This is a genomic window from Pseudofrankia coriaricola, from assembly GCF_001854805.1.
Classification (GTDB): Bacteria; Actinomycetota; Actinomycetes; order Frankiales; family Frankiaceae; genus Pseudofrankia.
In genome coordinates, this window is the sequence record NZ_MBLO01000261.1 from 86,103 (window position 1) to 100,569 (window position 14,467).

A 14,467-nucleotide genomic window follows, 5' to 3' on the forward strand; every position below is an offset into this window, starting at 1 on the left:
GGCGGCGTGAAATTCTCTTGCCCGCCCGCAGGGCCCCGGGCGCGGCGAAGGGAAATGACATGAGTACGACGGCGGAAGGTTTCCGGCCGGTAGACGGGGTGGCCGCGCCGGCCAAATCGGGCCGGTGGATCGACGACTGGCGGCCGGAGGACCCGGTGTTCTGGGAGAACACCGGGGCGCGCATCGCCCGTCGAAACCTGGTCTTCTCGATTTTCTCCGAGCACATCGGCTTCTCAATCTGGAGCCTGTGGTCAGTCATCGTCCTTTTCCTCGGCCCCAAGTACCACATCGACCCGGCCGGCAAGTTCCTGCTCACCACCGTCCCGACGCTGACCGGCGCGACGCTTCGGCTGCCGTACACGTTCGCCGTCGCGAAGTTCGGTGGCCGCAACTGGACGATCGTCTCCGCGGTGATGCTGCTGGTGCCGCTCGCGGTCACCGCGGTCATTCTGAAGCCCGGCGTCAGCTACACCACCCTGTTGATCACGGCCGCGATCGCCGGCGTCGGCGGTGGCAACTTCGCCTCCTCCATGGCCAACATCAACACGTTCTACCCCGACCGGTTCAAGGGCCGCGCGCTCGGCCTGAACGCCGGCGGCGGCAACCTCGGCGTCGCGGCCGTCCAGCTGGTCGGGCTGCTGGTGCTGGCGACGGCGGGCAAGGAGCACCCGCGGCTGATCCTGGCGATCTACCTGCCGCTGATCGTGCTGTCGGTGCTGGGCGCGGTCCTGTTCATGGACAACATCTCCTCGGCCCGCAACGACACCCACGCGATGCGCGACGTCGCCCGTGACGGCCACACCTGGGTCATGTCGCTGCTCTACATCGGCACCTTCGGCTCGTTCATCGGGTTCGGCTTCGCCTTCGGCCAGGTGCTCCAGGTGCAGTTCAAGGCCGACTTCTCCACGCCCATCAAGGCCGCCTACCTGACGTTCCTCGGCCCGCTGGTCGGCTCGCTGATCCGGCCGGTGGGGGGCATCCTCGCCGACCGCCTCGGCGGCGCGCGGGTGACCTTCGCGAACTTCGTGGCGATGGCGGCGAGCGCCGGACTGGTGCTCGCGGCGTCGTTGGCGAAGTCGCTGCCCCTGTTCCTCGTCGGCTTCCTGCTGCTGTTCGCCTTCACCGGTATCGGCAACGGCTCCACCTACAAGATGATCCCGGCGATCTTCCGGGCGAAGGCGGTCCTCGCCGGCGACCCGGACGTGGACGCCGCCAACCGGGAGGCGCGCCGCCTGTCCGGCGCGCTCATCGGGCTCGCCGGCGCGATCGGCGCCTTCGGCGGCGTGCTGGTGAACCTGGCCTTCCGCGAGTCGTTCCTGACGTACAAGACCGGCAACGGCGCCTACATCGTCTTCATCGCCTTCTACGCACTCTGCTTCGTCGTCACCTGGGCCGTCTATCTGCGCCCGTCTCCCCGCCGCCTCCCCGGCATCTGACCCGCCCGGCGGGGCTGGTGGCGAGGCGCGGAGCGCCTCGCCACCAGCCCGCCTCAGGAGGGGAGGGACTCGCGGAGGCGGTCGGAGCGGGCGATCTTGGCGTCGAGCTCGTCGCGGAACGAGTCGAGGCGCTTGATCTTGGCTTCCACCTGGTCTCGCAGCTTCAGGTAGGCCTCGCGGGCCTCGTCGAGCAGGCGGGCCCGGTCCTCGTCGCCGGAGGCCGCCTTCCAGTCGTTGCGGACCCGGGCCAGCCGGTCCTCATGGCCAAGCACCTCGCGGACCTCGTCGAGGTTGAAACCGAGGAGCTGCTGCAGCTCCCGGATCCGGCGGACCCTCGCCAGGTCATCCGGCGCGTAGAGCCGATTCCCGCCCGTGGTGCGCCCGGACGGGGTCAGCAGGCCCATCTCCTCGTAGTAACGCAGGGAGCGCACCGAGACGCCCACCTCGCGGGCCGCCAGCCCGATCCCGAGCAGGCCCGGCTCGCCGTCGCCCTGGCTGTCCGCTAATTCGGCGTCGCCGATGCCCCGCGTCGTCGCCGCACTGTCCGTCATGGTCCCAGTATTCCCAGGGAACCGGCCCGTCCACAGGACGCCGGACGGCCGAACCAGATGTCCCGCCCATCACCCCGGCCATCCACAGTGGTCGGCGACGGCCGACGACCGCCCCATGCCGGGCCACCAAAGCACCACGTCGTGTATCGAGCCACCAAAGACCACGTCGGGGTCCCCATGGGGCTATGCCGAGTTTTCGAGGGGGCGACCCTGACATCCGGATCGCATCCATGGGGCTATGCCGAGCCGGCTCAAGCGTGACCCCTGACATCCGGGTCCGTGGCTGCCCCGCCGCCCACGGCCACGGCCTCGTCGACAGTCGCCTCGGCCGGATCCATGCCGCCCACACCGCCGACGCCGATCTCGTCCGCGGCGACGTCACCGGAGGCGGCCAGGCCCGAGGCGGTCTCGGCGGCGAGCGTCCGGTGCACCCGCGGGTCGTGTCCGCCGCGCATCCAGGAGATCACGGCGGCGAGCAGGCACGCGAGGGCCGCGAAGACGAACGCGAGGTGCAGGCCGTCGCCGAACGGGCCGGAGATGAGGTGCGGGAAGAACTCCTGGCCGGTCAGGTAGTCGGCCTTGCCCGGCGGCAGGGTCGACAGCGTGTCATCGCCGAGCAGCTGCTTGATCGGGTTGTAGCCCAGGAACGCGGCGAACAGGCTGCCGACCGGCGGGATCCCGGCGATCTCATGCGCCTTACCGCTGGCGACGCCCTGCCCGACCAGGCCCGAGTAGAGCGTGTTCGGCAGCGACGCGGCGAGGCCCAGGCCGATGACGGTGAAGAAGACGCCGATGGACAACACCTGCGCCGAGTTCTGGAACGTGTTGAGCATGCCCGCGCCCGCGCCGCGCCGGTTGGTGGGCAGCGAGTTCATGACGCTGGTGGTGTTCGGCGCGGCGAACAGCCCCATCGACATGCCGATCAGCAGCAGGGCCAGCGCGAACCAGATGTAGCTGAAGTCGATCGGGATGACGTCGAAGATCGCGAAGGCGGCCGCGCTGATGACCATGCCGAACGTGGCGAACGGCCGTGCGCCGTAGCGGTCGGTGAGCCGGCCGGCGATCGGGCCGGCGATGAGGAAGCCGACGGTCATCGGGATCATGTAGACGCCGGCCCACAGCGGGGTGCGCTCGAAGCTGTAGCCGTGCAGCGGCAGCCAGATGCCCTGCAGCCAGATGATCAGCATGAACTGCAGTCCGCCACGGGCGAGGGCGCCGAGCATGCCTGCGATCGCGCCCATCGTGAATGCCCTGTTCTTGAACAGCTCCAGGGCGAACATCGGGTCGGGCACGCGCGTCTCGATGAAGCAGAACGCGATCAGCACGACCACGCCGCCGATCATCGAGGTGAGCACGAACGGGTTCGTCCAGCCCATGGTGTGCCCGCCGTAGGGCTGCAGCCCGTACACGATGCCGACCAGGACCGCGATCAGCCCGACCGCGAACGTGAGATTGCCGGCCCAGTCGATGCGCGCCGGCGTCCGCACGCCGTTGTCCTTCAGCTTCAGATAGGCCCAGATGGTGCCGAAGATGCCGAACGGCACGGACACGACGAAGACCAGATGCCACTCGATCGGCGCGAGCAGACCGCCGATCAGCAGGCCGAGGAACGACCCGGAGATGGCCGCGACGCCGTTGACGCCGATCGCGAAGCCGCGCTGGTCGGCCGGGAACGCGTCGGTGATGATGGCCGTCGAGTTGGCCATCAGCATCGCGCCGCCGATGCCCTGGACAACCCGGACGATGATGATCCACAGTGCCGCCGCGTCGCCGTGCATCCAGGTGACGGCCAGCAGGATCGAGGCGGCGGTGAACACCGCGAAGCCGAGGTTGTAGCAACGGACCCGGCCGAACATGTCGCCGACCCGGCCGAGGCTCACCACCAGCACCGACGTGACGAGCATGAAGCCCATCAGGATCCAGAGGAAGTACGACGTGTTCCCCGGCGCCAGCGGGTCGATCTTGATGCCCCGGAAGATGTCCGGCAGCGCGATCAGCAGGATCGACGCGTTGATCGTCGCCATCAGGATGCCGATGGTCGTGTTGATCAGGACGACCCACTTGTAGCCGTCATCCCGCTCGGCGCCCGCCCCCGCGACTGGCGCGCCCACCGGGCCCACCGGGCCCGCCGCGACCGGGGTGCCTGCCGCGACCGGGGTGCCTGCCGCGACCGGGGTGCCTGGGCCCGGCGGCCCGGCCGGGGCGTTGGGCGGGCTCTGTGACCGGCTTGGGCTCTTCGCTTTGCTCTCCGACGTCGCCACGTTCCCCGACGCTACTACCTCCATCTCACGTGAACGTGAGATTCGCGTCGCCTTTCCGCCCCGCTGTGCCCCGTTGCCGCCGCGCGGCGGCAACGGGGACCCCGGGAGGGTTCCTTAATTCCGTGGACGTTGGGGGCGAGGTGTCGTGGACTCGAAGATGCCTACCCGCCCGCACCGCTCGGGGCGCCGCGCGTGGACCTGGCCGCGCCCCCCGGCCGACGTCAGGAGACTCCGCGTGACCGGGCCGCCAGCCGGCGACTTCGACTACAACACCCATGGCGGCGGTTACGTGCTGCGCCGGCGCACGGACCCGAGGATCGCGGCGTATGTCCACGCCGCGCTCGGGCGCGCCCGGACGGTCGTCAACGTCGGCGCCGGGGCCGGTTCCTATGAGCCCGGCGACCGGCGCGTGGTCGCGGTCGAGCCGTCGGCCCGGCTGCGGGCGCAGCGGCCTGCGGGGCTCGCCCCCGCCATTGGCGCGGTCGCCGAGGCGCTCCCGTTCCCCGACGACACGTTCGACGCGGCGATGGCGACGGTCACCGTCCACCATTGGTCCGACCTGGAACGTGGGCTGGGCGAGCTGCGCCGGGTCACCCGCGGCCCGGTCGTCGTCCTCACCTTCGACCCGGACGTGCTCGGGCCGCACTGGATCGCCGACTACGCCCCGGAGCTGCTCGCTTTCGAGAGCCGGCGCATGCCCGCGATCGACCGCGTCCAGGCGGCGCTCGGCGGGAGCGTCACCGTCACTTCCGTGCCGATACCCGCCGACTGCGTCGACGGCTTCGTGGAGGCCTTCTACGGACGTCCCGAATGCCTGCTCGACCCGACGGTCCGCAAAGCCCAGTCCGCCTGGGGCCACATCGCGTCCGACGCGGCCGCCCGCGCCGTCGACCGCCTGCGCGCCGACCTCGTCTCCGGCGCCTGGGACCGCCGCCACGCGGCCCTGCGCTACCAGCCAGCCCTCGTCGGCTCGCTGCGTCTCGTCACCGCGCACCCGTAGGCGGCCGCGGCGGAACCTCAGCCCGACTCGGTCCGGGTCTCGGTGCCAAGCCAGGTGAGGACGGCGGTGCGGGTGAGCCGCCAGGTCTCGCCGATGCGACGGGCGGGGAGGTCGCCGGACTCGACCAGGGCACGGACGTCGTCGGCTGAGACGCGCAGCAGCTCGGCGGCCTCCTCCAGCGTCAGGACCTCGCTGACCGGGGCCGCCGGCGCCGGCGCGGACGCGTCGGCCTTGTCCGCCCCTGTCCTCGCCCCGCCCGCGACGGTCCCCGCGCCCCAGACGTCGGCGGCGCGCTTCTTCCAGAAGTCGCCGGGCCGAGGCCCGTGGGACGCGCCGGCGGACTCCTCGCGCGGCTGGTCGCCGGCTCCTTCGCCGTCTGGGCGCTCGCCCGTCCGCTTCCCGCCGGGCCCCCGCCCGTGCGGACGGAAGACGAGCTCGTCCCCCTCGATGTCGAGGTGGTCGGAGACGAGGGTGGCCAGGAGGTCGCGCTTGCTGACACCGAAGCGCTCGGCCGCCTTGTCCAGTTTCTGCGCGAGCTTGTCCGGCATGCGGACGTAGACGGCTCTGGTCGGCTCGGAAGGACTCATCACGACCTCCGTAGGTGGCGGTCCGCGCGAGGCGGGCCGGCCGTGGTTTGTGTTGATTGCTAGCTATCGTATAGCTATCTACGGTAGAAATCGGTACAGCCGACCGAGATCGAGCGCTCCGGAGGAAGTTATGGAGACGACAGACGCCGCGCCGGCAGGGCGGGCGGGACGGTCACGCAACCCGCTGGGCCGGGTCCTGCGGCGGGCCGAGGTGACCGGCGTGGAACAGCTGGCGGCGCGCACCCGCCTGGTCCGGCTTGCCGGCGAGGCGCTCGCCGGGGTCGCCTGGACGCCGGGCCAGCACGTCAGCGTGGTGCTCGCGGACCCGTCCGCACCGGGCACCTGGCTGCGCAACCCGCGTGACCTCAAGCGCACCTACTCCGTGTGGGACTTCCACCCGGCCGGCCGGCTCGACCTCGCCCTCTACGACCACGGCGGCGACGCCCCCGGCGCCCGCTGGGCGCGCGACGCCGCGCCGGGGCGGGCCGTGCTGGTCAAGGGACCGGAGGGCCACCTGGTAGCCCAGCCGGACGCCCCGTACCACGTGTTCGCCGGCGACGACACCGCCGCGGTCGCGTTCGGCGCGATCCTGCGCGCCCTGCCGGCGACCGCGCCGGTCTTCGGCGCGATCGAGCACGACCGTCTCGACGACGCGCTCCCGCTCGCGCGCGGCGACGAGCTGACCTTCGTCTACCGCGAGGGCGAACCAGCCGCCGACTCGCCGCGCCTGCCCGCGGCCCTCGCCGCGCTCGCGCTGCCCGCCGAGCCAGGCGTCGCCTACGTCGCCGGCGAGGCGCGCACCATTCAGGCCGTCCGCCGCCACCTCGTCGAGGACCGCGGCTGGCCCCGCCGCGCCGTCATCACGCACCCGTTCTGGACCCCGGGCCGCCGCGGCATGGACTGAGCCGCACACCGGGTCGCGGCCTGGACGTGGGTGCCGCGCGCCGCTACCAACTGCGCGGTTGGCAGGCCTTCTTGCCGCAGACCTTGGACCTGGTCACGCCCCGCGAGTCGTCCAGGTCGACCGCGCCAGGGCGCACCGCGAGGAACCCGCCGGACACGGGGATCAGCTCGCGGGTCCCGCCCGACGTCAGCAGGTAGGTGCGTGAGCCGTCGGGGTTGAGCCGGATGAACCGGCCGGAGCTGCCCACGACGACCAGGCCATCCGCGTCCAGGCCGATCTGGTCGACCGGATGGAAGCGGACCAGGGCACTGGTGCCGATGCCGTTCTCGTTCTCGAACGGGCGTTGCTCGTCGAGAGTGCCGGCGACGGTCTGGATCGTCCCGTCCAGGCCGACCTGGCGAAGCCTGCTGTCGTACTGGGACGGCCGTGCCATCACGTCGCTGATGAGCAGGAGACCGGTCTTGTCGAAGGCGATCGCGTCGACGTCCAGATAGGACTCCGTGGCCGGGATCCCGTCCTGCCGGGAGGGCGACGTGCCGCCGCCGGTGCTCCCGCCGCCGGCGACGGTGGCGATCGTGCCGTCGCCCTGGAGCTTCCACACCTTCCGGTCGTCGGCGAAGTGCAGCGTGCCGTCCGGGGCGACGGCCATGCGCAGGCCGCCGACGGCGATCCCGGTCGCGCGCGCGCCGTCGGCCGGCGCGTCGGTACCGCCGCCGACGACGGTGGTGATCACGCCGCGAATGTCGACCTTGCGGATGTCCGTGCCCTCGTTGAGGTAGGCGTTGCCGGTGCTGTCGAAGGCGAGGTCGGTGACGTCGCGCAGCCCGGCCCTGGTCGCGGGGCCGCCGTCGCCGCCGGTCTTCTTCCCGTTCCCGGCGATCTTGGCCGTCGCCCCGTCCTTCTCGACCCGGTAGACCGTCGCGGCGCCATGCGAGGTGCGGCTGACGTAGAGGTACCCGAACGGCCCGAGCGCGGCTGTGCGGAACTCTCCCGCGGGATTGTTCATGTCCTTGATCACGCCGGTGGCCGCGAGCGCGACGCAGCCGGCGGCCAAGGCGATCCCGAGCAGCGCCAGGAGCCGCATCAACGCCTTCTTCAGCGCGCGCCAGCGCCGGGCGGGCCGGGGACGGGCGGCGGTGCTCGGCGCCGGTGTGAACGGCCTCGTCCAGGGGGGTGTCGGGGTCGGGCCCGTCAAGCCTGGCCGGGTGTTCACGGCCATCACCGGGCGGCGGCCCGTCGGGGGCGTCGGCGAGGGCTGGGGCGCCGGGCGATGCGTCCGTGTCGGCTGGGTGGCGGTCCTGGCGGGAGGAGCGGCCGGCGGCGGGCGGATCTGGGTGGCCGTCGTGACCGGTGGCGCGGGGCGCTGGCACCAGGGGCACCGGCCGAGGTGGCCGCCGTAGACGTGGGACGTGTTCGTCGCGCAGGTACGCAGCCCGCGCGCGAGCGTGGTCAGCGCTGTCTGCCACTCGCCCGCCATGGGGCGCGCCGACGGGCGCTTCGCCCCGTCGACGAAGGCGCGGGTGAACAGCCGTCGCAGGTCGGGCGGGACCAGGTCGAACGGTGGGGCGGTCGGCTGCGGGCGCAGCCTGCGGTCACCGGAGCAGTTGAACATCCCACGCTGGGCGAGCGCTCCTCGCGACGGCTTCTCGCCCGGCCCCGACCACACGCCGTCGAACGGGGACCGCCCCTCGAACAGCAGCTGGAAGATGTGCACCGCCAGCGGGAACAGGTCGGCGCTCTCGTCACGCGGCCTCGTCCTCGGCGCGCCGTGCCGTTCCGGGGCCTCGAACTCCTCGCGGCCGACCTCGCACAGGTACAGCGTCTTCGTCCTCGGGTCGCGGACCTGCATGGAGTCGCAGTCCACCAGCGTCACCCGGGCGTCGGCGTGGACGAGCACGTTGCGTTCGTTGAAGTCGCCGATCACGTAGCCGGCGTCGTGCAGCCCCTGGGTGGCAAGCGACAGGTTTGCCGCCGTCTGCACGAGGTAGCGCCAGGTGAACCCGGCCGTCCAGGCGACGTTCTTCGCCGGCTTCGCCCGGTCGGACGGGTTGGAGACCAGGTGCAGCTCCGCCGCGCGCGACGTGTCGATCCTGGGCATGACGAACCCGACGAACCGCCGGCCGTCCAGCACGGTCGCCGTCGGCCAGGCGAGCAGGAGATGGCCGCTCTTCTCCCGCCACTGCGACGGGCGGTTGTCGATCATCGCCTGTATCCGCCGCTCCGGCGACGGCTGACTCGCGAGGACCGCGTCGGAGTAGCGCTTGAAGACCAGCCCGGGCGGGCTGACGACCTCGTGGACGCTGCCCTGCCCGCCCTGGGCGAGCGGGTGCCCGACGACCAGGTTCTGGCCGGTGCCCAGCCTCATGGCGTCGTCAGCCACCCGTTTCCGTCGGAGGCGGCACGGGCGGCACGGGCGGCGTCCAGGCGGTGAACGGCCGGGTGTCGTCGTCGAGTGCCGGGTCCGGCCACGGCGGCCTCGGCGCGGCGAGGTCGGCTGGCGCCGGGCTTTCCGGCGGGTAGGGCGACTCGGCCGGCTGGCTCGCCCCCGCCTCGGCGGCGGGCACCGCGGCCGGGGCGGGTTCGACCAGGGGCGGCGCGCTGGCCAGATACGGCTCGCCCGCCGGGCCCTCATAACCGTGGACGGCGACGACGAGGGTCTTGTCGTCGCCGGTCTGGTCGTCGACGTCGACCAGGAACGACTCGATCGACACGGAGCTCGCCGTCTCGCCGCCGGCATACGCCCAGGTGTCGACGAAGAACCGCTCGTACGGCGTGCGCAGCCGCACATCGGTGATCTTGTACTCGAGCCCGTCCGTCGACAGCGCGCACGCGTCGACGCCGTACCCCTCGTAGGTCACCAGCCGGGCGGGGACCGCGCCGGGCGCGGTGAGGAAGTCGGTCTCGCCGGCGTGCTCGCCGCGCCGGCCGACCGCGACCGTCTCGATTCCCCCGTCGTGCCGGACGACCGCGATGCCGTCGCCGACCTGCCCGACGTAGACCCGGTCGCCGTCGAACACGGCGACGGCCAGCGTCGTCGCCAGCCGGTCGACGTCGAGGCCGAGCAGCCCGGCCTCGGCGGTGACGGCGGCCAGCGCGCGGGCGAACAGCCAGTGCAGCGCGGACTCGCCGCCACGGCCGAAGGCGTCGAGGAACTGTCCGTCGTCGACGGCCGCGGTGGCCGCCCGGACGGCGGTGTGGGAGCCGATCGCCGACGTCGGCGAGCGTGACCCGGCGCCGTCGGCGACGGCGGCCACGATGAGCCTGCCCGCGCGGCGCCACGCGAACGCGTCCTCACGGCCGACACCGCGGCGCAGGTGAGAGGCGCCCGTGACGCTGGCGCCGAGCAGCCGCCAACCCGCCGGCCGGCGCCCGGGAGCGTCGGGCGCGTGGGCGTCGCGGATGTGGGCGTCGCGGATGTGGGCGTCGCCGACCTCGGTCGTCCCGGCGTGGGCCGTGGTGTGATGGGCCGTCACCTGGGGGCGTCCCGTCGCCTCGGGCAGTCCGGTCACCTCAGGTCGTCCAGGTCGTCCAGCCGGACGGCGCGGGCAGCGGCGCCTGCACGCCCTCCTCCGCGGTGGCGAGTTTGGCGTCGGACGCGCCGTGGCCGCCGGACTGCGAGACCACGCTCATGCTCGCCGACAGCCACAGGAACAGCTCACGGAACGCCGTCCCGCGCAGCGGCAGCGGCGGCCGCTGCGGCGAGCAGATCCGACCGAGGGTCGGCATGTCGGCGCCCTCGACGCCGACACCGAACACGGTGACCTGTTTGGCGTCCTCGGCGGCGCGGACCCGGCCGACGGCGCGCTCGAAGGTCGCGCCGTCGGTCGGCCCGCCATCGGTGATGACGAACAGCCACGGCCGGTAGTACGACAGGCCGAGGTCCTTGTACTGCTGCTTGCGGGCGGCGATCTCGTCCAGCGCGAGGTCGAGCGCGCCGCCGAGCGGGGTGCCGCCGTTCGGGTGGAACGCCATCGCGGCGAGGTCGCGCCCCTCCATGAACGGCACCGCGACGTCGGCCGTGCCGCCGAAGGTGATGACCGTGACCTCGGTCCGCTTGCGGGCGAGCGGGTCGGCGTCGATCGCCTCGCAGAACGCCTTGTAACCGTCATTGAGGGCGGCGATCGGCGCGCCGTTCATCGACCACGACGTGTCCAGCAGCAGCGCGACCGCGATGCGTGGCTCAGGGTTGTCCGCGTTGACCGCCGGGGCGAAATCAGACATGCGCGAAGTCCTTCGTCCATGGGGAAAGGGCGCCTGCATCAGAGCACTGCCGGATGGCGACGCCAGTGCGGGGTGTGCCTGACAGGGAGTGGCGAACCTGGGCACAACCGTACACACCAGGACGTATGCCTTCTCGCGCGGTTCCCCCCGGGTCGTGCGTCGGTCGGCCGGCATCGGCCGGGTCGACAACAATTATCCCCCGAGGCCCGGTTCCGTAGGTCAGAAACGCCGGCACGGTCGGTAGCCAGGCGTCGACGACTGCTGGCGGGGTCAGAGCAGGAGGATGACGGCCAGGCCGGTCAGGCAGAGCACGGTGGTGAGGACCGCCGTGGCGGCGACGACGCGGCGGTCGGCCGGGGAGCGGCCCAGGTGGACGGCGGCGACGGTCGCGCGGTAGCGCAGCTGGGCGCGGGTGGTCAGCAGGGCCGCGGCCAGCAGGGCGAGCAGGCCGGGGATGACGAGCACGAAGTGACCGTCGAACGCGTTGTGCAGCAGCAGCGCGCCGACGCCGGCGAAGCCGAGGCCGGTGCGCTGCCAGGCGAGGTAGGTGCGTTCGCTCTGCAGGCCCGGGTCGAGCTGCTCGGTCGGGTGCGGCCGGGGCCCGTCCGGGCCGCTCATCGGCGTCTCCCGGTAGCCGGCCCGCGCTCCGCCGCCGGTTCTTCTCGGGTCGCCGGGCGGTCATCCGGCCGCGGGGGCCCGTCGGCCATCGCGGGGCTCCGGCCGTCGGGGCCGCGCGTCACCGGTGGCCGCGGGCGACGTCGACGAGGACGAAGGCGAGCGCGAAGACCATGACGACGGTGATCCCGAGGCCGGTGAGCCGGGGAAGCTGCGACGGGGGCAGCGGGGCGCCGAGCCGGATCGCGTGCTCCCGGCGTTCCCAGCGGGCATAGCTGGTCGCCGCGATCGCGATCGCCAGCACGATCAACGCGATCCCGAGCAGGTGGCGCGCCCAGCCGATCGAGAAAGTCGGCACGAGCTGTACCACCGCCACGCCGCCGGCGAGCAGCGCCAGCGCCGTGCGGATCCAGGCCAGGAACGTGCGCTCATTGGCCAGGCTGAACCGGTAGTCCGGCTCCTCGCCCACGGTGTGCACCGGCCGTGTCCAGCGGTCACGCGTCCGATGCCGCAGCCGGCGCAGCCACTCCATGCCGCCAACCTAACCACCCCCGGCCGGGCCAGGAATGGCGGACATTGTTCGTCGGCCAGGTGCGGAAATCGACGCTTCGTGCGCTGATTGTTCATTTCCGGCGCCGGGGCGGCGCTCAGAGCCAGGACGGGTCGGTGTCGAGGGTGGTGCGGTCGAGGCTCGCGAGCAGGTCGAGCTGGGGGCCGGTCCTCGGCAGCTCGTAGCGGAAGAAGTACCGGGCGGCCTGGCGCTTGCCGTCGTAGAACGGGCCGTCCTTGCCCGCGGCGGCCAGTGCCTGCGCGAGCCACAGCCAGGCGACGACGATGTGTCCGACCGCCTCCAGGTAGACCGTCGCGTTCGCGAGCGTGACGTCCAGGTCGCCGGCGCCGTGCAGCAGACCGGTGACCTCGACGACGCGGTCGAGGGCGGCGGACAGCTGGGTGCCGAGAGCCGCGAGCTCGCCGCCGGCGGCCGTCGCGGCGGTGATGGTGGTGCGCATCATCCCGACGAGCGCGGCCAGGCCCGCGCCGCCGCCGATGGCGACCTTTCGGCCGAGCAGGTCGAGCCCCTGGATGCCGTGCGTGCCCTCGTGGATCGGGTTCAACCGGTTGTCGCGGAAATGCAGCTCCACGTCGTACTCGCGGGTATAGCCGTAGCCGCCGTGGACCTGGATGGCGAGGCTGTTCGCCTCCAGGCACCACTGCGACGGCCAGCTCTTCACGACCGGGGTGAGCGTGTCGAGCAGCAGGTGCGCCTGGTCGCGTTCGGCCTGGGTGGGCGCGGTGCGCTCGTCGTCCAGCAGCTTGCCGGCGTAGAGGACGAGCGCGAGCGCGCCCTCGACGTAGGACTTCTGCGCGAGCAGCATCCGCCGGACGTCGGCGTGCTCGATGATCGGTACCTGGGGCGCGCGCGGGTCCTTGCCGGCCGGCGGGCGGCCCTGCGGCCGTTCTTTCGCGTATTTCAGCGCCTTCAGATAGCCCGCATAGCCCAGGGCCATCGCGCCCGCGCCGACGTGCACGCGGGCCGAGTTCATCATCGTGAACATGTACGAGAGGCCTTTGTGGGGCTCGCCGACCAGGTAACCGACGGCGCCGGGCTCGCCGCCCGGCTGGTTGCGCCCCTCGCCGAAGTTCAGCAGCGTGTTCGTGGTGCCGCGGTATCCCAGCTTGTGGTTGAGGCCCGCGAGCGTGACGTCATTGCGCTCGCCGAGCGAGCCGTCCTCGTCGACGAGCACCTTCGGCACGATGAAGAGGCTGATGCCCTTCACGCCCGCCGGGCCGCCGGGAATCTTCGCCAGCACCAGGTGGACGATGTTCTCGGACAGCTCGTGGTCGCCGCCGGAGATCCACATCTTGTTGCCGAACAGGCGGTAGGTGCCGTCGGGCCGCGGCTCGGCCCGGGTGGTGATGTCCGACAGCGACGAGCCGGCCTGCGGCTCGGACAGGCACATCGTCCCGTAGAAACGCCCTTCCAACTGCGGGCGGACGTAGCGGTCGACCTGCTCGGGCGTGCCGTGGGCGACCAGCAGGTTCGAGTTGCCGATGGACAGGAACGGATAGGCGAACGTCGAGATGTTCGCCGCCTGGAACCAGGCGAAGCAGGCGCTCGCGACCACGTCGGGCAGCTGCGCGCCGCCCAGCTCCGCGTCGAAGGTGGCGGCCGTCAGACCGGTCTTGGCGAGCACCTCCAGCGCCGCGCCGACCTGCGGGATCATCGAGACCCGCTGGCCGTCAAACGTCGGCTCGTGCGTGTCGGCCGCCCGCAGGTGCGGGTGGAAGTGCTCTGTCGCGACCTGCTCGGCGAGGTCGAGAACCGCGTCGAATGTCTCCCGCGTGTGCTCGGCGAACCGCTCGCGGCTGGTAAGCGCCGTCACGTCCAGCCACTCGTACAGCAGGAAGTCGAGATTCCGCCGCGATAACAGCACAGACTCGGCCATGGCGTAACCGTATCCACTCTGTCTCTGGTTCGCTCCGTCCGGGCAGCGCACTACGGCCCCTTACTCGCTTCGCTCCCAAGGGACCTCCGTGCGCTGTCCTCCTCCGCTCACGGGCGCTCCGGCGACCTCCGCTGCGGCCCAACCACGTTCGCTTCGCTCCGTGGCCGGGCCTCCGCGGAGGCGCGCCTCCGCGCCAGCTCGGTTGCTTTCCGCGGTGACGTCACCAGCCCGAGACCGCGGCGCTCGCGGGGATGCTTCTAGACCGGGTCGTTGTGGTTTGGTGACGCGCGGCGGTAGGTGACCGTGCTGGGCGCGGAGGCGCGCTCCGCGGAGCCCCGCCCATGAGCGAAGTGGAGTGATCCCGGTTCTGTAGACAGTGGACGTACTTATCACTGACTACCAGGGAGATCCGGGGATGGGATCGATGCGGAGGAAGTTCACCCAG

At 72.1% G+C, this 14,467-nt stretch carries 12 protein-coding genes; 3 read left to right on the forward strand and 9 right to left on the reverse strand.

The features are described from left to right. Positions 1-59: 59 nt before the first annotated feature. Positions 60-1,436 (forward strand): MFS transporter, encoded by a 1,377-nt coding sequence (locus BCD48_RS39655; protein WP_071053538.1) that lies wholly within the window; start codon positions 60-62, stop codon positions 1,434-1,436. 53 nt (positions 1,437-1,489) lie between these two features. Here the strand turns inward: BCD48_RS39655 and BCD48_RS39660 are convergent, their stop codons facing one another. Then, positions 1,490-1,987 carry a MerR family transcriptional regulator gene (locus tag BCD48_RS39660; protein ID WP_083419914.1) on the reverse strand — a complete coding sequence of 166 codons (498 nt, stop codon included), beginning with the start codon at positions 1,985-1,987 and terminating at the stop codon, positions 1,490-1,492. A 251-nt stretch (positions 1,988-2,238) separates the two neighbouring features. Next, positions 2,239-4,272 carry an MFS transporter gene (locus BCD48_RS39665; protein WP_241842347.1) on the reverse strand — a complete coding sequence of 678 codons (2,034 nt, stop codon included), beginning with the start codon at positions 4,270-4,272 and terminating at the stop codon, positions 2,239-2,241. 211 nt (positions 4,273-4,483) lie between these two features. Between BCD48_RS39665 and BCD48_RS39670 the strand changes: the two genes are divergently transcribed. Further along, positions 4,484-5,248 carry a class I SAM-dependent methyltransferase gene (locus BCD48_RS39670; RefSeq protein WP_071053539.1) on the forward strand — a complete coding sequence of 255 codons (765 nt, stop codon included), beginning with the start codon at positions 4,484-4,486 and terminating at the stop codon, positions 5,246-5,248. Positions 5,249-5,265: 17 nt separating this feature from the next. Here BCD48_RS39670 and BCD48_RS39675 read toward each other — a convergent pair whose 3' ends face one another. Continuing rightward, positions 5,266-5,835 (reverse strand): helix-turn-helix domain-containing protein, encoded by a 570-nt coding sequence (locus BCD48_RS39675; protein WP_071053540.1) that lies wholly within the window; start codon positions 5,833-5,835, stop codon positions 5,266-5,268. A 130-nt stretch (positions 5,836-5,965) separates the two neighbouring features. On the opposite strand from BCD48_RS39675, the gene BCD48_RS39680 reads away from it, so the two are divergent. Then, on the forward strand, positions 5,966-6,739 hold the full coding sequence (locus BCD48_RS39680; RefSeq protein WP_071053541.1) for a siderophore-interacting protein: 774 nt from the start codon (positions 5,966-5,968) through the stop codon (positions 6,737-6,739). Between the two features lie 43 nt (positions 6,740-6,782). Here BCD48_RS39680 and BCD48_RS39685 read toward each other — a convergent pair whose 3' ends face one another. From BCD48_RS39685 to BCD48_RS39710, 6 genes are all read right to left on the reverse strand, one after another. Then, on the reverse strand, positions 6,783-9,119 hold the full coding sequence (locus BCD48_RS39685; protein WP_071053542.1) for an NHL domain-containing protein: 2,337 nt from the start codon (positions 9,117-9,119) through the stop codon (positions 6,783-6,785). Then, complete coding sequence (locus BCD48_RS39690) at positions 9,112-10,248, reverse strand: PP2C family serine/threonine-protein phosphatase (RefSeq protein WP_071053543.1); 1,137 nt, start codon at positions 10,246-10,248, stop codon at positions 9,112-9,114. The genes BCD48_RS39685 and BCD48_RS39690 overlap by 8 nt, the downstream gene beginning before the upstream one ends. Position 10,249: 1 nt before the next feature. Further along, positions 10,250-10,960 carry a vWA domain-containing protein gene (locus BCD48_RS39695; protein ID WP_198543584.1) on the reverse strand — a complete coding sequence of 237 codons (711 nt, stop codon included), beginning with the start codon at positions 10,958-10,960 and terminating at the stop codon, positions 10,250-10,252. Between the two features lie 270 nt (positions 10,961-11,230). Next, on the reverse strand, positions 11,231-11,578 hold the full coding sequence (locus BCD48_RS39700) for a DUF202 domain-containing protein (protein ID WP_071053544.1): 348 nt from the start codon (positions 11,576-11,578) through the stop codon (positions 11,231-11,233). Between the two features lie 118 nt (positions 11,579-11,696). Next, on the reverse strand, positions 11,697-12,107 hold the full coding sequence (locus BCD48_RS39705; protein WP_071053545.1) for a YidH family protein: 411 nt from the start codon (positions 12,105-12,107) through the stop codon (positions 11,697-11,699). Between the two features lie 115 nt (positions 12,108-12,222). Continuing rightward, entirely contained in the window at positions 12,223-14,022 is a 1,800-nt protein-coding gene (locus tag BCD48_RS39710; RefSeq protein WP_071053546.1) for an acyl-CoA dehydrogenase, read from the reverse strand. Positions 14,023-14,467 lie beyond the last annotated feature (445 nt).